22 protein-coding genes and 1 tRNA gene are annotated in these 19168 nt (G+C 37.3%); 17 read left to right on the top strand and 6 right to left on the bottom strand.

Annotated elements, in window-relative coordinates; genetic code table 11:
• Nucleotides 1–32: 32 nt before the first annotated feature.
• Both ACIQXF_RS06290 and ACIQXF_RS06285 read right to left on the bottom strand, forming a co-directional pair.
• On the bottom strand, nucleotides 33–173 hold the full coding sequence (locus ACIQXF_RS06290; protein ID WP_402780280.1) for a hypothetical protein: 141 nt from the start codon (nucleotides 171–173) through the stop codon (nucleotides 33–35).
• A 95-nt stretch (nucleotides 174–268) separates the two neighbouring features.
• Nucleotides 269–703 carry a YslB family protein gene (locus tag ACIQXF_RS06285; RefSeq protein WP_402780278.1) on the bottom strand — a complete coding sequence of 145 codons (435 nt, stop codon included), beginning with the start codon at nucleotides 701–703 and terminating at the stop codon, nucleotides 269–271.
• A 272-nt stretch (nucleotides 704–975) separates the two neighbouring features.
• Between ACIQXF_RS06285 and ACIQXF_RS06280 the strand changes: the two genes are divergently transcribed.
• The 4 genes from ACIQXF_RS06280 (at nucleotide 976) to ACIQXF_RS06265 (ending at nucleotide 5048) form a co-directional block, all read left to right on the top strand.
• The gene (locus tag ACIQXF_RS06280; RefSeq protein WP_402780276.1) at nucleotides 976–1584 is read left to right on the top strand and encodes a succinate dehydrogenase cytochrome b558 subunit; all 609 of its coding nucleotides are present in this window, start codon (nucleotides 976–978) and stop codon (nucleotides 1582–1584) included.
• A 67-nt stretch (nucleotides 1585–1651) separates the two neighbouring features.
• Complete coding sequence (sdhA, locus tag ACIQXF_RS06275; RefSeq protein ID WP_402780274.1) at nucleotides 1652–3406, top strand: succinate dehydrogenase flavoprotein subunit; 1755 nt, start codon at nucleotides 1652–1654, stop codon at nucleotides 3404–3406.
• Nucleotides 3407–3411: 5 nt separating this feature from the next.
• On the top strand, nucleotides 3412–4191 hold the full coding sequence (gene sdhB, locus ACIQXF_RS06270; protein ID WP_402780273.1) for a succinate dehydrogenase iron-sulfur subunit: 780 nt from the start codon (nucleotides 3412–3414) through the stop codon (nucleotides 4189–4191).
• Between the two features lie 398 nt (nucleotides 4192–4589).
• Entirely contained in the window at nucleotides 4590–5048 is a 459-nt protein-coding gene (locus ACIQXF_RS06265) for an acyl-CoA thioesterase (protein ID WP_402780271.1), read from the top strand.
• A gap of 121 nt (nucleotides 5049–5169) precedes the next feature.
• On the opposite strand, the gene ACIQXF_RS06260 is transcribed toward ACIQXF_RS06265, so the two are convergent.
• The gene (locus ACIQXF_RS06260) at nucleotides 5170–5424 is read right to left on the bottom strand and encodes a hypothetical protein (protein WP_402780269.1); all 255 of its coding nucleotides are present in this window, start codon (nucleotides 5422–5424) and stop codon (nucleotides 5170–5172) included.
• Between the two features lie 234 nt (nucleotides 5425–5658).
• Between ACIQXF_RS06260 and ACIQXF_RS06255 the strand changes: the two genes are divergently transcribed.
• The 10 genes from ACIQXF_RS06255 (at nucleotide 5659) to ACIQXF_RS06210 (ending at nucleotide 12444) form a co-directional block, all read left to right on the top strand.
• Nucleotides 5659–5880: a helix-turn-helix domain-containing protein gene (locus tag ACIQXF_RS06255; RefSeq protein WP_004226437.1), complete on the top strand. Its 222-nt coding sequence runs from the start codon at nucleotides 5659–5661 to the stop codon at nucleotides 5878–5880.
• Nucleotides 5881–5954: 74 nt separating this feature from the next.
• Nucleotides 5955–6407 carry a MarR family winged helix-turn-helix transcriptional regulator gene (locus ACIQXF_RS06250; RefSeq protein ID WP_402780267.1) on the top strand — a complete coding sequence of 151 codons (453 nt, stop codon included), beginning with the start codon at nucleotides 5955–5957 and terminating at the stop codon, nucleotides 6405–6407.
• A 10-nt stretch (nucleotides 6408–6417) separates the two neighbouring features.
• Nucleotides 6418–7215, top strand: a complete 798-nt coding sequence (racE, locus tag ACIQXF_RS06245; protein ID WP_402780265.1) for a glutamate racemase — start codon at nucleotides 6418–6420, stop codon at nucleotides 7213–7215.
• Nucleotides 7216–7336: 121 nt separating this feature from the next.
• On the top strand, nucleotides 7337–8086 hold the full coding sequence (rph, locus tag ACIQXF_RS06240; RefSeq protein WP_402780263.1) for a ribonuclease PH: 750 nt from the start codon (nucleotides 7337–7339) through the stop codon (nucleotides 8084–8086).
• A gap of 1 nt (nucleotide 8087) precedes the next feature.
• Nucleotides 8088–8681, top strand: a complete 594-nt coding sequence (locus tag ACIQXF_RS06235; RefSeq protein ID WP_402780261.1) for an XTP/dITP diphosphatase — start codon at nucleotides 8088–8090, stop codon at nucleotides 8679–8681.
• A gap of 12 nt (nucleotides 8682–8693) precedes the next feature.
• Nucleotides 8694–9197 (top strand): metallophosphoesterase, encoded by a 504-nt coding sequence (locus ACIQXF_RS06230; RefSeq protein ID WP_402780259.1) that lies wholly within the window; start codon nucleotides 8694–8696, stop codon nucleotides 9195–9197.
• Nucleotides 9198–9545: 348 nt separating this feature from the next.
• Nucleotides 9546–11006 carry a protein adenylyltransferase SelO gene (locus ACIQXF_RS06225; protein ID WP_402780257.1) on the top strand — a complete coding sequence of 487 codons (1461 nt, stop codon included), beginning with the start codon at nucleotides 9546–9548 and terminating at the stop codon, nucleotides 11004–11006.
• Nucleotides 11007–11122: 116 nt separating this feature from the next.
• Nucleotides 11123–11278: a hypothetical protein gene (locus tag ACIQXF_RS06220; protein WP_402780255.1), complete on the top strand. Its 156-nt coding sequence runs from the start codon at nucleotides 11123–11125 to the stop codon at nucleotides 11276–11278.
• 240 nt (nucleotides 11279–11518) lie between these two features.
• Nucleotides 11519–11686, top strand: coding sequence for a DUF2639 domain-containing protein (locus ACIQXF_RS06215; RefSeq protein WP_402780253.1), 168 nt, complete (start codon nucleotides 11519–11521; stop codon nucleotides 11684–11686).
• Between the two features lie 62 nt (nucleotides 11687–11748).
• Nucleotides 11749–12444 carry a YqjF family protein gene (locus ACIQXF_RS06210; protein WP_402780251.1) on the top strand — a complete coding sequence of 232 codons (696 nt, stop codon included), beginning with the start codon at nucleotides 11749–11751 and terminating at the stop codon, nucleotides 12442–12444.
• A 176-nt stretch (nucleotides 12445–12620) separates the two neighbouring features.
• On the opposite strand, the gene ACIQXF_RS06205 is transcribed toward ACIQXF_RS06210, so the two are convergent.
• Both ACIQXF_RS06205 and ACIQXF_RS06200 read right to left on the bottom strand, forming a co-directional pair.
• Complete coding sequence (locus ACIQXF_RS06205) at nucleotides 12621–13283, bottom strand: hypothetical protein (protein ID WP_402780249.1); 663 nt, start codon at nucleotides 13281–13283, stop codon at nucleotides 12621–12623.
• A 94-nt stretch (nucleotides 13284–13377) separates the two neighbouring features.
• Nucleotides 13378–14124 (bottom strand): SDR family NAD(P)-dependent oxidoreductase, encoded by a 747-nt coding sequence (locus ACIQXF_RS06200; protein ID WP_402780247.1) that lies wholly within the window; start codon nucleotides 14122–14124, stop codon nucleotides 13378–13380.
• Nucleotides 14125–14344: 220 nt separating this feature from the next.
• On the opposite strand from ACIQXF_RS06200, the gene ACIQXF_RS06195 reads away from it, so the two are divergent.
• The 3 genes from ACIQXF_RS06195 (at nucleotide 14345) to ACIQXF_RS06185 (ending at nucleotide 17378) form a co-directional block, all read left to right on the top strand.
• Nucleotides 14345–14418: transfer RNA gene (locus ACIQXF_RS06195), tRNA-Arg, on the top strand.
• A gap of 669 nt (nucleotides 14419–15087) precedes the next feature.
• On the top strand, nucleotides 15088–16425 hold the full coding sequence (locus ACIQXF_RS06190) for a stalk domain-containing protein (protein WP_402780245.1): 1338 nt from the start codon (nucleotides 15088–15090) through the stop codon (nucleotides 16423–16425).
• A 524-nt stretch (nucleotides 16426–16949) separates the two neighbouring features.
• Nucleotides 16950–17378 (top strand): hypothetical protein, encoded by a 429-nt coding sequence (locus ACIQXF_RS06185; protein ID WP_402780243.1) that lies wholly within the window; start codon nucleotides 16950–16952, stop codon nucleotides 17376–17378.
• Nucleotides 17379–17717: 339 nt separating this feature from the next.
• On the opposite strand, the gene ACIQXF_RS06180 is transcribed toward ACIQXF_RS06185, so the two are convergent.
• Nucleotides 17718–18836 carry a CamS family sex pheromone protein gene (locus ACIQXF_RS06180; protein WP_402780241.1) on the bottom strand — a complete coding sequence of 373 codons (1119 nt, stop codon included), beginning with the start codon at nucleotides 18834–18836 and terminating at the stop codon, nucleotides 17718–17720.
• Between the last annotated feature and the right edge of the window lie 332 nt (nucleotides 18837–19168).

The following is a 19168-nucleotide window of genomic DNA, read 5'->3' as shown; positions in this document are numbered from 1 at the left end:
AATCAGGGAGGGCGTTTCTTCATCCCAACCGATTAAAGAGGAACACAAGCTAAAACCTTCACCCCTGTGAAAACGCTTGTGTGACCAACATCCTGCCGCTGCCGCTTTGCTTTCGCGCAGAAAACATTTGCCGCTGCCGCTACGTTAGCACTACGCTTTCGCACAGAAAACATTTGTTGCCCCTCACCAAACGTGCTTTACGGGTAGTTATGCGGGAGAAATATAAAAAGGATTGTCATCCATAACTTTGGAACGACAATCCTTTTTTTTATTCTGTAGGGACGGTGTTCATAATTCTTTCTTTCACATCCCACTTCACTGTAAACACAACATGCTCCTGTTTTACTTGTTTTTCATCATAGCATTCTGTTAAATAGCCCTTTGCTTGCTGAATTTGCTCAGCTATAAATCCTGCTTCAAGTCTAAAGCAACGGTGACCAATTAATAATAGGTCTGGATCATTTGTCAACTGGAAAATACGTCCATCCTTCGATTCTTTGATTAGTTCTAGATTACCCCAACAGGCATCTGCGAAAAATGCGATAAGTTCTTCTTGACTTTTACAAGGGAACTTCCTAGCAAGCTCTTTTCCTGCCCAATAAAGTACATCATTTTCATGTTTACCAAGAATGGAAGATAAAATATGATCACGAATTATCTCATAGCCAAATGCTGAGATTGTGGGAGATGGAATGTTTAACATTGAAATCCTTCTTTCTTAGAATTTTCTTAAAATTTAACGCTGATAAAGTAAAAATAGATTTTTCGAGAAAAAATGATGCATCATGTACTAGATTATTTCTTTAATTAGGACTATGAAAAACTCCGAGTTGCCTTGACGCTCGTAGCTCTTGAGAGTACAATAAACATGTCATAATATTGTACCATGATGAAATACACAGTCAATGAAGTATCATTTACAAAATGATGACTTCTTTTGTTGTGCTATTTTAAGTACTAAGGGGGGTAACAGTCTTGTCGAAAGATCGAGAGTTTTTATGGCGTCGCTTACATTCTCTACTTGGTATCATTCCAGTAGGTCTGTTTTTAACGATGCACCTGTTCATTAACTTTACAGCAACAGGCGGAGCAGAAAGTTACAACGATGCTACCGCAGTAATGGAAAAGATTCCATTCCTTATCCTAGTTGAATGGATTGTCATTTATATTCCATTAATGTTCCACGCATTCTATGGTGTCTACATTGCATTCACTGCTACACCAAACACAGGACGTTTCAGCACATACCGTAACTGGATGTTCTCATTACAACGTTTCACTGGTGTATTCTTAGTGATCTTCATTGCATGGCATATTTTCCAAACTCGTATTCAAAAAGCGCTTGGTACACACGTTGATTACGATATGATGGCGAATGTCGTTGCAAATCCATTCATGCTTGGATTCTACATCGTTGGTATTATATCAGCAACTTTCCACTTATCAAACGGTTTATGGTCATTCTTAGTAAGCTGGGGTATTACACAATCTCCTCAGTCTCAAAAGATTGCTACTTATGTAACAAACGTACTTTTCGTAATTCTAAGTGTAGTTGGTGTAGCTGCTATTTTAGCTTTCGTATAATTCTATAGAAGCTATTATAGAGCATATGCAATCATTGCAATTTTTTTAAGAGGAGTGAGAAATAATCATGGCGAAAAGCAAAATAATTGTTGTCGGCGGCGGTCTTGCTGGTCTGATGGCAACGATTAAAGCAGCTGAAGTTGGTACTGAAGTTGATTTATTCTCATTAGTTCCTGTAAAACGCTCACACTCTGTATGTGCGCAAGGCGGAATTAATGGTGCGGTAAATACAAAAGGTGAAGGGGATTCTCCTTGGATCCACTTTGACGATACAGTTTATGGTGGGGACTTCTTAGCGAACCAACCACCAGTTAAGGGTATGTGTGATGCAGCCCCTGGTATTATTCACTTAATGGACCGTATGGGTGTAATGTTCAACCGTACGCCAGAAGGTTTACTTGACTTCCGTCGTTTCGGAGGTACTTTAATGCACCGTACAGCTTTCTCTGGTGCAACAACTGGTCAGCAATTACTATACGCACTAGACGAGCAAGTTCGCTCTCACGAAGTAGCTGGTTTAGTGAACAAATATGAGCATTGGGAATTCCTTGGTGCAGTAATCGATCCTGACGGCGTTTGTCGTGGTATCGTAGCGCAAGATATGCGTACAGAAGAAATCAAATCATTCCGTGCAGACGCTGTTATTATGGCGACTGGTGGCCCTGGTATTATCTTCGGTAAAACAACAAACTCTGTTATTAATACAGGTTCTGCTGCTTCTATCGTTTACCAACAAGGTGCTTCATACGCGAATGGTGAGTTCATCCAAATTCACCCAACAGCGATTCCTGGAGATGACAAAAACCGTCTAATGTCAGAATCAGCTCGTGGTGAAGGTGGCCGTATTTGGACTTATAAAGACGGTAAACCTTGGTACTTCCTAGAAGAAAAATATCCTGCATATGGTAACTTAGTACCACGTGATATCGCAACACGTGAAATTTTCGACGTTTGTGTAAACCAAAAACTTGGTATCAACGGCGAAAACATGGTATACCTAGATCTTTCTCATAAAGATCCACATGAATTAGATGTTAAACTTGGTGGTATCATCGAGATCTACGAAAAATTCGTAGGGGATGACCCACGTAAATTACCAATGAAAATCTTCCCAGCAGTTCACTACTCAATGGGTGGATTATGGGTTGACTACAACCAAATGACTGAAATTCCTGGTCTATTTGCAGCAGGTGAATGTGATTACTCTCAACACGGTGCAAACCGTCTTGGCGCGAACTCATTATTATCTGCTATCTATGGTGGTATGGTTGCTGGACCAAACGCAGTAGATTACGTTAAACATCTTAAAAAGCATGCTGAAGATCTTCCGCAAGAAATTTATGATGCTCGCGTAAAAGAAGAGCAAGAAAAATGGGATGCTGTCATGAAAATGGATGGCACAGAAAACGCTTACTTGATTCATAAAGAGCTTGGCGAAATGATGACAGCTACTATGACAGTAGTACGTTACAATGATCAGCTTGAAGATACATTAAAAAAATTAGATGAACTTTCAGAGCGTTGGAACAACATTAACATTAACGACACACAAAAATGGAGTAACCAAGGTGCGCACTTTACACGTCAACTTAAAAATATGTTAGTTCTTGCGAAAGTAATGACAAAAGGTGCATTATTACGTAATGAATCACGCGGTGCTCACTATAAGCCAGATTTCCCGAACCGTGATGATGAGCAGTTCTTAAAAACAACTATGGCGAAGTTTGACCCAACTACTGGTAATCCAATCATTACGTACCAAGAAGTCGACGTTTCATTAATCCCACCACGTAAACGTGACTACTCTGCGAAAGGAGACTAAAAGTTATGCAAATCGCAGCTAATACTGGAAGAATGGTCAAAGTAGAAATTTTACGTCAAGATACAAAAGGCGGCAATGGCTACTGGCAAAAATTCCAAGTGCCTTACCGTCATGGTATGAACGTAATTTCAATTTTAATGGAAATTCAAAAAAACCCTGTTACAGAAAATGGTGAGAAAACATCACCAGTAGCTTGGGATATGAACTGTCTTGAAGAAGTTTGTGGCGCATGTTCAATGGTTATTAATGGTCGCCCACGTCAATCTTGTTCAACACTTGTTGACCAATTGACTGAGCCTATTAAACTTGAACCAATGAAAACATTCCCTGTTATTCGTGACTTACAAGTTGACCGTGAACGTATGTTCAACGCACTTAAAAAAGTTAAAGCATGGGTTCCAATCGACGGTACTTACGATTTAGGTGAAGGTCCTCGTATGCCAGAAGGTAAACGTCAATGGGCTTATGAATTATCTAAATGTATGACTTGTGGTGTATGTATGGAAGCATGTCCAAACGTGTCTGAGAAAGCTTCTTTCATCGGACCAGCACCATTATCACAAGTACGTCTATTCAACACTCACCCAACTGGTGCAATGATTAAAGACGAACGTTTAAATGCAATTATGGGTGATGGAGGCCTTGCAAACTGCGGTAACTCTCAAAACTGTGTAGCTGCTTGTCCAAAAGGTATTCCTTTAACAACATCTATCGCATCATTAAACCGTGCAACTTCAGTGCAAATGTTCCGTAACTTCTTCGGTTCTGACCACTTTGTTGACTAATTGTACAAGCTTTACTTCAAAACGAGGCTGGGACAGAACTCGATTATTTTAAAAAATAGCGAAAATAGATAATAACTTTTTCGCTTCAATGAGTAGAGTGTTCCTTCCTAAATCAAAAAAATGTTAGGTCGAAATAAAATCGGTCTAACATTTTTCTTTTTGTCCCAGCCTCGTTTTTTTATTAAAGTAATTTTCCCCGCTTAAACGGGTAGTAAGTCGAATCTGGATGCAATTACACAGAGGTATAATTGATATAAATCAAGTAAAAATTCGTATTTTCTATGATAATATAGTATTTTCCTATATAATGAATATGTATTCATTAATGAACTCGCTTAATCCGTTTTTAGATCTTCGGATATAACGGAGGCGAATTTAATTTTAGGGGGATGGTTTAGATGAGAGCTAATTATATTGAGGATTTTCAGAAATGGGTAAAGGACTTTTCATTTTATATTGAAGTACGAGTCCGTTTTTCAGAAACAGATATGTACGGTCATATGAATAATACAGTTAGTTTTACATATTTTGAACAGGCACGAATCGATTACTTCCGCTATTTAGGGGTTCTTATGCCGTCAGCAATTGATGAAAATGTTGAAGGAATCCCGATAGTGGCCGATTTACAGTGTGATTATGTTAAGCAAGTTTTCTTTGATGATGTTCTTCGAATTTATACGAAGGTAGCGAAATTAGGAAATTCATCAATGGATATACATTACTTAGCTAAAAATCAAAACGATGAGGTTTGTTTCACTGGCCGCGGTACGGTAGTACAGATGGATCCTCGAACTGGAAAGAGTGTAGCCATATCTGAAGAGGCAAAGGCTCATCTTGCTAGCTTAGCGGTTATTTAGTCTTGAAAAGGATGTGGCTTTTTTCGATATTAAACAACCATTTCACCTGCTGAATTGATTGTTTAACTTCATGTTGTTGCTGTCGCTACGCTTTCGCACAGACAAAACCATTTTGCTGCCGCTACGTTAGCACTGCGCTTTCGCACAGAAAAACATTTGTTGTTGCTGTCGCTACGCTTTCGCACAGACAAAACCATGTTGCTGTCGCTACGCTTTCGCACAGACAAAACCATGTTGCTGTCGCTACGCTTTCGCACAGACAAAACCATGTTGCTGCCGCTACGCTTTCGCACAGACAAAACCATGTTGCTGCCGCTACGCTTTCACACAGACAAAACCATGTTGCTGCCGCTACGTTAGCACTGCGCTTTCGCACAGAAAAACATTTGTTGTTGCTGTTGCTACGCTTTCGCACAAAAAACATCTGCAAGCCTAAGCACAAAGCTGATTCTGGACGCAATTATGCCAAGGCATAATTGATTCATTAATTTGTGGAAACAATTTCCGAATTTTTTGAGAAAACACGCGATATTCATGAAAATAGCCGTCACCGCTCCTCACTCCTTAACATAAGTTACAATACGTGCGGGGGAGGAGGGTGTAACTGAAAATGAATGGCTCTCATCATCGTTCTCTTTTAACGAACCGAGAACGTGAAATATTTGCGCTTTTATTAGCTGAAAAAACAACTAGGGACATTGCAGAGCAGCTTGGTATTAGTGAAAAAACAGTGCGAAATCACATTTCCAATACAATTCAAAAGCTAGGTGTAACGAATCGATCTCAGGCGTTAATTGAGCTGTTACGCTTAGAAGAATTCAAATTAGACTAATGGACACTTGCTATTTCGTGAAAAAAACGACAAAATAGAACTATTCAACGTATTTTTAGGAGTGAAATAGTTATATGTCGGATGAAGTAACAAAGCACTCACCTGAAACCGTTGCAACGGTTGAAAAGGAATTACGCTATATAGCGGCCATTGTGAAGCAAAAAGGAAGAGAGATTGTTTCACAATATGCGATTACGCCGCCACAATTTGTTGCATTACAGTGGTTAGAGGAGCTTGGTGATATTACAATTGGCGACTTGTCAAACCGATTATACTTAGCTTTTAGTACAACAACAGATTTAGTGGACCGAATGGAGAAAAATGAATTAGTTAAGCGGGTGCGTGACGAAAATGATCGTCGTGTCGTTGTTGTTCATCTTCTCGAGAAGGGCGAACGTATTATACAAGAGGTTATTGAAAAAAGACAACAATATTTGCAAGAAAAGCTTGTTGGCTTTAATGAACAAGAAGTCGCGCAATTATCAAGCTATTTACAAAAACTACATGTACACATGAAACAGGATTGAGGCGGAAAGTATGAATGCCCCGATAGGCGTTATTGACTCAGGAGTAGGCGGTTTAACCGTAGCAAAGGAAATAATGAAGCGATTGCCAAACGAAACGATTTACTATATTGGCGATACAGCAAGATGTCCATATGGTCCTAGAACTCGACAAGAAGTACGGAATTTCACTTGGCAAATGGCGAAAGCACTCGAGAAAATGAATATCAAGATGCTCGTTATTGCTTGTAATACAGCGACTGCAGTAGCACTCGAAAGTTTACAACGAAATATGCCTTTTCCGGTACTAGGCGTTATTAATGCTGGCGCACGTGCAGCTGTAAAGAAAACGAAGCGACATGAAGTCGTTGTGCTTGCAACAGAAGGAACAATAAAAAGTGGGGCGTATGAGGAAGCCTTACTGTCATTGAACACGTCAACACATATTATTCCGTTGGCATGTCCAACATTCGTACCACTTGTAGAAAGTGGCGAATATAAAGGTGAATTTGCAAATAAATTAATTACAGAAGGCTTAAAGCCGTTGAAAAATGAACAATTTGATACGGTCATATTAGGTTGTACGCATTATCCCATATTACAAAGACAGATTGAAGCTGTTGTTGGAGAAGAAGTTTTCGTGCTTTCTTCTGCAGAAGAAACAGCAAAGGATGTTCAAGAAATGCTTGCGTATAATGGCACTTTGGCTGATTCAGATGCTGTGCCTGCACATAAATATTATGCAACCGGTTCTGTTCCAATTTTCCGCTCGATTGCTGAAAATTGGCTCGAGCAGGGTCCGCTCAATATAAACCGTATTACATTAAAATAAAAAATCAGCTTAGCATGAGCTAGGCTGATTTTTGACGTTTTTAGCAAGGACCGAGCACTTTTTTGAAGGTTAAAATTATGTTAAGATGAGTGCGCGAAAGTTTTTAGGAGGAACGAAAATTATGACAAGATTTGATGAAAGAAAAGTAGATGCACTGCGTCCTGTAAAAATAGATAGCGAGTATCTTTTACACCCAGAAGGCTCAGTTTTAATTCAAGTAGGCAATACAAAAGTTATTTGCACAGCAACAATTGAAGATAAGGTTCCAGGGTTTTTACGTGGACAAGGTAAGGGCTGGATCACAGCAGAGTATTCAATGCTACCTCGTGCAACAGCACAGCGCACACCACGTGAATCATCACGTGGTAAAGTCAACGGCCGAACAATGGAAATCCAACGCTTAATTGGTCGTGCATTACGTGCTGTCGTTGATTTAGAAGCGCTCGGTGAACGTACTGTTTGGATTGATTGTGATGTGATTCAAGCCGATGGAGGGACACGTACAGCATCCATTACCGGTGCATTTGTAGCGATGACTCAGGCAATTTCCAAATTTGCAGAACAAAAGCAATTAAAAAAATTCCCAGTGACAGACTACTTAGCTGCAACGAGTGTTGGGATTGTAGAGGATCATGGTGCAATTTTAGATTTAAACTACGTTGAAGATGTTGCTGCTGCGGTAGATATGAATATCGTCATGACAGGAGCTGGTCAATTCGTTGAACTACAGGGTACAGGCGAAGAAGCAACCTTTTCTCGTGAAGAATTAAATGATCTCCTTTCGTTAGGTGAAAAGGGTATTCAAGAATTGATTGCACTTCAAAAAGAGGCACTTGGTGAATTAGCGAACAAAGTGGGAGGAGCTCAATAACATGAAACAAGTAGTGATTGCAACTAAAAACAAAGGAAAAGCAAAAGACTTCGAGGCATTATTTGGTCCACTTGGCTATGAAGTAGTAACAATGTTTGATGTTGCTCCAGAGATGGAAATAGAAGAAACAGGCACTACTTTTGAAGAAAATGCTGTATTAAAGGCAGAAACATTGGCAAAAGAGCTTGGTACAATTGTTATTGCTGATGATAGTGGATTAGCTGTCGATGCATTAAATGGTGAACCAGGTGTTTATTCTGCTCGTTATGCGGGTGATCATGATGATGAGGCAAACATGGTGAAGCTGTTAGAAAACTTGAAAAATGTCGAAGATGAAAAACGAACAGCACGCTTCTGCTGCTGTATCGCTATTGCAGGGCCAGACTTTGAAACGACAACTGTTTTTGGTACTTGTGAAGGTGTCATTGCACACGAAAAGCGTGGCACGAACGGCTTTGGATATGATCCAATCTTCTTCGTACCAAGCTTAAACCATATGATGGCTGAGCTAACAGCAGAAGAAAAAGGTGCGATTTCCCACCGTGGGAATGCGATTCGTAAGTTGAAGGAACATTTACCTAATCTTATTAAGTAAGAGGTGATATCCATGCAAATACTAGTTATGAGTGATACACATGGTGATAGTGATGTGATTGAAAAAGTTCGTGGCTATTACCCAAGTGTTGAAACTTTGATTCATTGTGGAGATAGTGAGCTTCCTTATACACATGAAGCGTTGGAGCGCATGAAAAAAGTACGAGGGAATTGTGATAGCGATAAAGCCTTTCCCAATGAAGCAGTATTTGAAATAGCGGACGTAAGAGTCTTTGTCACACATGGTCATTTATTCAATGTGAAAACATCTATCTTATCTTTGTCTTATCGTGCCAAAGAGGTTAACGCACAAATTGTGTGCTTCGGACATTCTCATATCCTCGGTGCTGAAATGATTGATGATCTATTATTTTTAAATCCAGGAAGCTTATTAAAGCCACGTGGTCGTAAAGAGAAAAGCTTTGCCCTCATAGAGATTGAAGATACTTATTTTGAAGTAAAGTTCTTTACGGAAGAGAATCACTGTATTTCTAGTCATACGTTTACGCGAAAATAATTTAACAAAAACGCTTAAGTTTTTAGAAACTCAAAGCGTTTTTCTTTTACTTTCATTCAGTTGAAGACTCCCACCTCTATAGTTGATGAGATGAATGCGATTTTGATTACCTTTTCAGTGGGTGTCCAAGCACCTACTGAAATAGAGGAACTCAGTCTAAGAACGCCACGTCCTGTGGCTTTACCGAAATGACCGACATCGTGTCGGCCCTCACGCAGGCCTAGGCACAATTCAAAATCCGGACGCAATTACGCCAAGGCGAAATTGATCTAAACAAATGGTAAAAATGGCTATGAATTGTTTAGGATGAAGTAGAAACAATAATATAAAAGCATCAAAGGAGAAAACATGGAAAATACAATAGGATGGAATTTTGATAATAGTTATGTCCGTCTACCAAGCATTTTTTATACTTCACTCACTTTAAATCCAGTACGCTCCCCAAAATTAATAATGCTAAATGAACCAGTCGCAAAATTACTTGGGTTAAACTCAGACGCTTTGCAAAGTGAAGAAGCGGAAGCAATTTTTGCTGGTAACGACATACCGACTGGTGGCATGCCTATTGCACAAGCTTATGCAGGCCATCAATTTGGCCATTTTAATATGCTTGGGGATGGAAGAGCCCTATTGCTAGGTGAGCAAATAACTCCAAAAAATGAACGATTTGATATCGCACTTAAAGGCTCCGGTAGAACCCCTTATTCACGTGGAGGAGATGGTCGTGCTGCACTTGGTCCAATGCTACGTGAATATATTATAAGTGAAGCTATGTATGCTCTCGGTATTCCGACCACTCGATGTTTAGCCGTGATGACAACAGGTGAAACGATTATTCGCGAAACCGAACTTCGAGGTGCTATTTTAACTCGGGTTGCAAGTAGCCATTTGCGAGTAGGAACTTTCCAATATGCGGCACAATGGGGGACTGACGAAGAGCTTCTAATACTGGCGGATTATGCATTGGAACGTCATTATCCTCATGCTGATGATACCCCAAATCGTTATCTATATCTACTTCAAGAAGTCATCAAGAAGCAGGCGTCTCTCATTGCACAATGGCAGCTAGTTGGTTTTATACACGGTGTCATGAACACAGATAATATGACGATTAGTGGTGAGACGATAGATTATGGTCCCTGTGCTTTCATGGATACTTATGATCCAGCGACAGTCTTTAGCTCTATTGATCGACAAGGTCGTTATGCTTACGGCAATCAGCCCAATATCGGTGGATGGAATTTAACACGATTTGCCGAGGCATTATTACCGTTAATTCATGAAAATCAAGAAGAGGCAGTAAATCTTGCTCAAGGGACACTAAAACTATTCCCACAGCTTTACTATGCTAACTGGTTAGCAGGTATGCGAGCGAAACTTGGAATTTTTAATGAGGAAGAACAGGATACGGTACTAATAGATGAGCTTCTCAAGCTAATGCAGCAATCTCAGGCTGATTATACGAATACATTTATCGCATTAACTTTCAATAAACTGGATGACTCAGCACTTTTTAACACAAATGAATTTAAAGATTGGCATGAAAAATGGCTAGCAAGACTGGAAAGGCAACAAGAAACAAAGGACATGTCCCAACAATTAATGCGCAATCTTAATCCAGCAGTAATCCCACGAAATCATCGTGTGGAAGAGGCGTTAGAGGCTGCTGTTGAACATGGGGACTTCAGTGTGATGGAACGATTATTAAATGTTCTTGCATATCCTTTTGCACATACTAAGGATCAAATGGAATATGCCACATTACCAGCACAATCGAATCAACCATATAGGACTTTTTGTGGCACATAAGCTAAAACGAGGGATAATTTCCCTCGTTTTTTTATCTTCATTCAGTGGGTGTCCAAACACCACTGAAATAGAGGAACTCAGTCTAAGAACGCCACGTCCTGTGGCAATTTATCTGTGTGAAAGCGAAGCGACAGCAACAAGGTTTTATCTGTGCGAAAGCGAAGCGACAGCAACAAGGTTTTATCTGTGCGAAAGCGAAGCGACAGCAACAAGGTTTTATCTGTGCGAAAGCGAAGCGACAGCAACAACAACAACAACACACAACTGAGTGACCAACATCACGTTGGCCCAAAGCCTCCGGCGGATGTCACGGATTTTAAAAGTAGGCCTGCACGATGTAGGTCAGTTAACCGTTGTCATAGGAAGTGACGGTTTTAGGTTAACTTCCTACAAACGGCACAATTTCAAAATCCGGACGCAATTACGCCAAGGCGAAATTGATTTCATATAATTGTCACGACACAAATTCTTGAGCATACGCTATGTAAGAATAAAAGTGAAGGAGAATGTATATGGTGCATAAATACTCAAAAGGTTGGTTTGTTAAGAGACTTCGAGAACATGGAATTTTAGTGCATCCACAATATAAAAGTCATTTAGGTCTTTTTAAAGAATCTGAATTACGCAATTTATATTATCAATATGTGGAAAAAGAAATGCTAGAAACAGAACAAAAATAGTGCTGTTTGTTTGAATAACTCCTGAGTAGGAAAGAATTGATTCTACAGGAGGGGGTTATTGGATGTGGAGCAAAACTTGGATTATGACGCAAATATGGCAAGATGTATTGTTTTTGCATTGGCCAGTATCGCCTAATGAACTGGAGCCGCATATCCCGCAAGAATTTAAGCTGGATCTCTATGAAAGTAATGCTTGGCTTAGCGTCGTCCTTTTTAAAGTAAAAGGACAACGAATGAGATATCTACCACCATTTCCTGGGATAGATTCTTACCTACAACTGAATGTCCGTACATATGTTACATATAACGGCATGAAGGGTATCTATTTCTTTAACTTAGATGTTACGAATCGATTTATTGTCCAATTAGCTACAAAGGCCAGTCTATCCTATCGCCATTCAAAAATAGCTTTAAAGCAAAGGGATAATATTTTTTCTTTTACAAGTCTATATCATGGATTAAGATCAATAGATGAGAGGTTAAGGGTTTCATATCAACCGATTTCAAGTGAAATAATTAGTTCCACCTTTGAAAAATGGATAGTGGAACGTTATCATTCATGGTCAAAATCGAAAAAAGGCATACTTCGCATAGATATAAATCATATGCCATGGCAACTGCAACCAGTTCACATTAACATTAAAAGCAATACGCTAGCTCCTTTTGTGAAAGAAACGATACAAGGGATTCAACCGATTGCTCATTATTCGAAGAGACAAAAAGCTAGAATTTTTTCACCAGTTTTGGAAAAGCAATAAGATGTTGAGACAAAAGTGTTTCAGCCAACAAAAAAACCGAACTATTCAATGATACACTCATGAAGTGTTTCGGAATAGTTCGGTTTTTCTATTATCGTGTTTTTGTTAATTTAGAGATTAATCGGCTTTATGAAGGAACCATTTAGTTATGTCCCAGCTTCTTATCTTCATAACATTTAAAAGAGGTAACAAAATTGCATGACAATCGCGCCAGCAATCATATCTGACATATCGAGTGCCTCTGCTTCTATATCATCAAATATTTGTACATCCGATTTATAGTCTTTCTGAATCATTGTTACGGCTTCGTTTTTTGTTAAAGCTAAATGTGTATAGAACATTTTTTGTAATGCCTCTATACTCAAATAAGGATTGATTCTATTTAAAAATACTGCGATATCGTCAGCATTCCGATACCATTCCTTTTCTTTTGCATCTGCTGTTTCTGAATCTCCTTTGGCAGCCGCAGTCACTAACTGTGCTGCAATAATAAGGTGTTCTTTAATCAACTCAGCGTATCGATCAGCAATTTGGTCGCCATAAAATGGCCGTATACAATTACCTAAGTCTATCGCGTTCCGTAACAATAGTTCCTGCACAAAAGGTATATCAGGTAAGTTAAAGACAATACTGATAATTGTCATCCTCGTCCAATTCACGTGCTCCATCCATAACAGACGATTCATTGCCATATAATCGGCTTCTGCTTTACTGATACAGCGACGATGATCATTTTGTTGCCGTAAAAAATGGCGCATAGGTGCAGTATATTGGGTGTATGGAGCACGATAGAGCATGTTTAAAGGATTTACGTAAAATCCGTATGGATATGAGTACAATGTATATCCACTCCTTCAAGTGCTTTATTCTAGTTTAGAATACTCTGAGGTACTCTAGAATATGAAAGAAAGTTTATGAAAGGAGTGGATAGGGTTATTCTTCATACATCATTTTCTTTGTCATTCCACCATCGACTGTAAGATTGATACCCGTTACAAAATTATTCGTTGGGCTTGTTAAATAGAAGCAAGCCTGCGCAATGTCTTCGGGTACCCCTACACGCCCAGACAAATGCTGCTCGTGATCAATCTTACGGAGCTGTTCATAATCACCTGTTTCAATCCAACCAGGCGATATACAATTCACTGTAATATTATCTGGACCTAAAGAACATGCTAATGCATGTGTTATTGCAACAATACCACCTTTAGTTGCAGCATAAGCTTCTGTGTTTGGCTCAGACATTTCAGCCCGTGTAGAGGAGAGAGAAACAATAGAGCCACCATTGTCATTTGCACGCATAATTTTGGCAGCCTCTCTTGCACAGAAAAAAGCGCTCGTTAAATTCGTATGAATAATATCATTCCATTCACCCAACGTTACGTCGTAAGCAGATTTATGTTGAAATTTCCCTGCATTATTAATTAAGATATGAATAGTACCAAAATGATCGACGACTTTTTGCATTAAAGAAACAATGTCCTGCTCTTTCGTAACATTTGTCTCAACAAAAAGAGCTGAATAACCTTGTTCCAGCAAATCCTTTTCCAATTGCTGACCATTTTCTCGATTTACATCAGCAATTACAACCTTGGCACCATTTCTTGCATACGCAAGTACAATGCCTTTGCCAATCCCTTGCGCACCACCAGTTACAACTACTACTGAATCTTTAAACATCTTCATACCTCCATTTTTTTGCTTTTAATTATTTTAGCAAAAAATCGCTTATTTTTTGAAAAAGCAGTATTTAGAAATAGCATAAAATAAGTATTAAGTTCATATAATAATCATTGTGAGGCAAACCTTGCCTTCATAGTAAAAATAATGTTGACATTATTCTATAAAGTATATATAATAAATATTGTCCTTCCTATAGAATACATAGCAACGACATCATGTCTCAGTAGCTCAGCAGGATAGAGCAACGGCCTTCTAAGCCGTCGGTCGGGGGTTCGAATCCCTCCTGGGACGTCTATAAAGCAGTCACAAACCATTGAAACAATTGGATTTGTGAGAAACTAGGGATTCGGTCGGGGCTTCGGTCATTGATGCAGAATCCCTTTTTTATTACCCTAAGAAATTATGTGAACATCGTACCGAAATTATCTTCCAATTCAATTGAATGGAGGATTTTTTTTATGTCCAAAAGTCGGGATTATTTGATGTAGACTTCACACTGACAACTAAGGAGCTTACCGCTTCTATCAAAGAAGAAAAGACTGCCATAGCTCGCTACAAGTCCTTTTCAGAAGCGTTAGGAATATAGTTAATCAAATGGAGGGTGTGATTAAGGAAGAGCGTAGCAAAGCTGATTCATTTCAACTTTGAGTTAGCTTATAGAAATAATCGTAGCAAGTTGATAGAGCCATTAACGAGCCTTTGGACGTTGAAATAGATTTGGCTTGGGCTTGTATCAATGGACTTTAGGAAGCTACTTATTTCACAAAAAGGTAAAAATCCAACAATCACTATTTACAACCCTTTCACTGAATATATATGTTAGGGCTATCATTTATCACTCAACCCTGTTAAATGAAAGAAACATTGAATATTACCACTGTCCCAAATATTGGGTTTATGGTAACATATATCTGAATCTCTTAACTTTAGAAAATATGAAAGGAAGTGTAATAATCAGATATGAAAAAGATATTGAAACCATTGATTAGCGTTATTGTCATTGGTGCCCTCTCTCTAACTATAAATTTAGATAAAAATGTATTAGCTAAGGATATTGAAAATACATGTAAGTATGATTCGGCATCGAAGGTCAACCCTAATTCTTCCACAATGAACTGTTTGTTAACCGAAACAGCACTGAGTTATGATGTTCCTCCTGAAATTGTGAAGGCAATAGCGGAAGGTGAAAGTGGAAATTGGCGTCATTTCGATAGTAATGGTGAAGTGATTGTGACAGCCGATAATGGAATTGGCATTATGCAAATTACAAATCAAGCCGGCTACAATCAAGATAGACTAAAAAGTGATATTGTCTATAATATTCAAGCTGGTGTAGAGACTCTAGATAAAATGTTTAAGCGGAAGGATTTACCTAGCATCAACGGTGGGGAAAGAGATGTACTGGAACATTGGTACTTCGCTATCATGGCTTATAACGGTACTAAGCCAGTAAATAGTCCAATTGTCCAAGCAACTGGTGAAAGAAATGCAAATGCCTATCAAGAAAGAATTCTCCGAATTATTGAGAAATTGGAATTAATAGACTTAACAGAGCTGCCTTTTTTACGTGAACATTTTCAATATGACTCTAACAGCAGGGAAAATATTAAATTTTCAGCGATGAACTATCCTTTTGATTTACCATTAACAAAATCAAAGTATTTTTTTAAAACAAATCAAAAAGTTAGTGCAACAACAACTAATGTAAAATTTAGGACAAGACCTTCTATGGATAGTCCTTTTAGTACTTTACGTGAAGGCGAAATTGTTACCATTACGGGTCCTTTTGAATATGAAGAAGTATCAACGAAGAAAAACCATTTTGTTTGGTATCCTGTGAAAAGAAATGACGGGACAAAGGGGTATGTAGCATCAAGTTATTTAAACTACTCAGCTTCAACGCCGCCAACACCTACAACTCCAACTCCAGTTAACGCTAGTGCATCACTGGGAGTATCAATTTACATAAACGGTGAGAAACAATCATTTAGTAATCAAGCGATAATAGAAAACGGTAGTACATTAGTTCCTTTAAGAGGTATTTTTGAATCACTTGGTGCTAATGTCCAGTGGAATCAATCTACTCAAACAATTGATGCTTCAAAAGGTAATATAAAAGTATGGCTGAAAATAGGTTCGAAAAATGCTAAAGTAAATGATAATGCAATAAATTTATCAGTTCCAGCACAAGTTAAGAGTGGAAAAACGCTTGTTCCACTTAGATTTATTAGTGAGTCATTAGGGGCAAATGTCCAATGGAATCAAAAAACTCAAACGATAACAATTACTGGAGATTAAAATAATGGAAAAACGGAAAAAGAAAAAAGGGAAATTCCAACTTTAAAAATAGGGAAAACTTTTTCAGATGACCAAATAGAAGTTACAATTAAAAAAATCGAGTATATAAAAGATGGTCTTAATAACGGATTTTATGTGTATTTATTTGTTAAAAAAAAACGGTTGCGTTCATAGCAATCGTTTTTTTGTAATTTACTGCTGTTGCAATTCAAAAAGTATTTAGTTGAATTAGCTTACAGCAATAATCGTAGCAAGCTGACAGAGTTATTTAACGAGCCTGTGGACGTTTATAATATAGTAGTGGAATCATTTACACAGGGTCTGATTGGAGCTACAAAGTTGATCGTTTTTTTTGCGTTGAAACTGTGTGAACCCAAAGCCCTCGATTCTGAATGACGCTTTCTGCTATTCTGACCTTACACGCAACTTTTTTTGTTTTGGAAAAATAATGGGTAATTTTCTAAAAGATTGTTACTATTCAACTAACGGAGCAGAATGGTTGAATAAGATATACGAGGGGGAGTATGGTGAAAAAGATAGGATTACTAATTTCTTTTTTTCTTGTATTAATGGCTGGATGCGTAAAGGAAGATGAGAATCTAAGTGCAAAAGGTGAAATAGCAAAAAGTCATTTAGAGGAATTAGGATACAAGATTTTATCTTTTGAATCAGAGGATGTTTTAAGATTTTCTAAAGCACAATTAGAAGTGTTACCATACAAAGCGATGTGGGAAGTCCAAAGTGTGAGTCCTGATAAATATATATATAAAAATATAGATACTGTTGATTTTATAGTGAGAAATCACCCTTTAGATGACTTATTTGATATGGGCAAAACGAGAGTAACTGTGTTTATTTATAATGATGAAGTTATTGGTGGTTTATCGTCACCAACATCAAAATACAATGATGTAGTTGGTGGATGGTACTCCATTGACGGAAAAAATCCTTGACGGGATACAACCTGGGATTGATTGTTAGTTATTGAACTCCCATGGAAGAACTTAACATCTTTCATTTTCTGTGGTGAAGTGCTAATTTTGCGCTTCATGGGTGGCTAATTAGGTTATATATGTAAACGGTATGAATTGTATTTATAACAGTACAGCAGAATGAAAAACACTTGAAACCTTATGAATACTAGGTTTCAAGCGTTTTTTTGTTTTTGTAGATAGTTTGAAAATCGTATAGAACATAATAAATACAAATTAGCTAAACAAAATGTAAACATGGTGAACAAAGAAAATATGAATAAACATTGATTTCTATTACTTCATCTCATTCTTCCATTTTTATATTGGAGTTGCATAAAGCTGTTTTTTAATTGGATCCCAAAGGATAATCCCAACATCTTGTTTTTGATCTATAATACGAATAGTAATAGGAATATAATCAAATAAAATAGTATTTAATTTATCACCAGTGAATTGTAAAAGACCAATCAATTCAGTATCCTTTATTAAAGGCACGTTAACATCTATTTTTAAATCAATTAATTTCCCATTTTGATATCTAAGTTTACCAATTATTTTAGGATTTAAATGTTTAAAACCTTTTTGAATATCTTCTTTGAAATTTAATAATTTATCATAAGTATCTTTGTCTAAACTATATAATGAATCTGAAGGGAATGTATAATTTTTTATATCTATATCAGTCCATTCATCTATTCTATTTCCTCCTTCTGGAATAAATGTTTCAGCTAAAAATATTCCTGGAATTATATCGTTTTTATTTGATTCTTGATATAAAGTTACATAAATAGGGACATTAGGTATTTTTTTATTGTTTCTAATATCTTTAATTATAATTTCGGCTATTTCCTTACCGTAATTTTCTACATCATTTACATTATCATCGTTACTATCGACTTTAACCTGATCCGTATAAACTAAACCTTTATCATCAGTTACTCTAATGTCATAAAATTCATTTAAAGATATGGCTAAAGACATTCCTTCTACTTTTCCATTTTCTTTGTTAATAAAATTTTGTTCTAATACATGAGATAATATCTTAGGATTATTTTTTTCATCCTCTAAAACATCTCCAGTACTATTTTTTATAGAGGGGTTTAAACCAAAACCTTCTTTTGATTTTCTATCTAACCATTGACTAATAATAGTTTTATCTAAATATTGACCTTCCTGCATATAAAACTTGTTTGTAGAAAAGTGATTTACTGATAAGTCCATTAGTCCTCTCTCAATTTCATTTACATTTAATGAATTGTTTATATTACTTAGTATCAATCCTCTTGAAACATTAAACTTTGCAGGTTGTTTAATTTCATATATTTTCTTTTCTTGAAATGTTGATATATCATTTTTAACAACTTGATCATCGTTACTACAAGAAACTAAAAACAATAGTGGTGTTATAAAAAACAACATACTCTTCCGTATATCCATTTATTAGATACTCCTTACCGATTTATATATAATTGAAACCTATATTTCCATTTTAGGGAATTCAGAGTAAGAAGTACATACCAAAAAACAGACAACCAAATTAGTTATCTGTTTAATATTCGACCACTCATCGATGATAAAAATAATTGGGGAAAAACAAGCCTCATTGTTAACCTTATACAAAATCAAATACACCCCCAATGAATTTTCTTATGCCTCTAAGTAACCAGAAGATTAATCTGAAGGGTAAGAAAATTAATTCTGGGATACAAAATAGTACATCAAAAATGAAATCTAAAAAGGTATAATTTTTATCACTCTTCTTACTTTTT

Source organism: Lysinibacillus sp. NPDC097231, from assembly GCF_044761885.1.
GTDB lineage: Bacteria > Bacillota > Bacilli > Bacillales_A > Planococcaceae > Lysinibacillus.
This window is presented reverse-complemented; position numbering and strand designations above follow the sequence as displayed.

Bases quoted from the DNA above. Each gene is read 5' to 3' on its own strand.
- ACIQXF_RS06200 (WP_402780247.1), bottom strand. From the start codon at position 14,124: ATGTTTAAAGATTCAGTAGTAGTTGTAACTGGTGGTGCGCAAGGGATT.
- ACIQXF_RS06215 (WP_402780253.1), top strand. From the start codon at position 11,519: ATGGTGCATAAATACTCAAAAGGTTGGTTTGTTAAGAGACTTCGAGAA.
- ACIQXF_RS06190 (WP_402780245.1), top strand. From the start codon at position 15,088: ATGAAAAAGATATTGAAACCATTGATTAGCGTTATTGTCATTGGTGCC.
- ACIQXF_RS06290 (WP_402780280.1), bottom strand. From the start codon at position 173: ATGTTTTCTGTGCGAAAGCGTAGTGCTAACGTAGCGGCAGCGGCAAAT.
- ACIQXF_RS06265 (WP_402780271.1), top strand. From the start codon at position 4,590: ATGAGAGCTAATTATATTGAGGATTTTCAGAAATGGGTAAAGGACTTT.
- sdhB (WP_402780273.1), top strand. From the start codon at position 3,412: ATGCAAATCGCAGCTAATACTGGAAGAATGGTCAAAGTAGAAATTTTA.
- ACIQXF_RS06235 (WP_402780261.1), top strand. From the start codon at position 8,088: ATGAAACAAGTAGTGATTGCAACTAAAAACAAAGGAAAAGCAAAAGAC.
- ACIQXF_RS06180 (WP_402780241.1), bottom strand. From the start codon at position 18,836: ATGGATATACGGAAGAGTATGTTGTTTTTTATAACACCACTATTGTTT.
- sdhA (WP_402780274.1), top strand. From the start codon at position 1,652: ATGGCGAAAAGCAAAATAATTGTTGTCGGCGGCGGTCTTGCTGGTCTG.
- racE (WP_402780265.1), top strand. From the start codon at position 6,418: ATGAATGCCCCGATAGGCGTTATTGACTCAGGAGTAGGCGGTTTAACC.
- ACIQXF_RS06225 (WP_402780257.1), top strand. From the start codon at position 9,546: ATGGAAAATACAATAGGATGGAATTTTGATAATAGTTATGTCCGTCTA.
- rph (WP_402780263.1), top strand. From the start codon at position 7,337: ATGACAAGATTTGATGAAAGAAAAGTAGATGCACTGCGTCCTGTAAAA.
- ACIQXF_RS06250 (WP_402780267.1), top strand. From the start codon at position 5,955: ATGTCGGATGAAGTAACAAAGCACTCACCTGAAACCGTTGCAACGGTT.
- ACIQXF_RS06210 (WP_402780251.1), top strand. From the start codon at position 11,749: ATGTGGAGCAAAACTTGGATTATGACGCAAATATGGCAAGATGTATTG.
- ACIQXF_RS06255 (WP_004226437.1), top strand. From the start codon at position 5,659: ATGAATGGCTCTCATCATCGTTCTCTTTTAACGAACCGAGAACGTGAA.
- ACIQXF_RS06185 (WP_402780243.1), top strand. From the start codon at position 16,950: ATGGTGAAAAAGATAGGATTACTAATTTCTTTTTTTCTTGTATTAATG.
- ACIQXF_RS06230 (WP_402780259.1), top strand. From the start codon at position 8,694: ATGCAAATACTAGTTATGAGTGATACACATGGTGATAGTGATGTGATT.
- ACIQXF_RS06285 (WP_402780278.1), bottom strand. From the start codon at position 703: ATGTTAAACATTCCATCTCCCACAATCTCAGCATTTGGCTATGAGATA.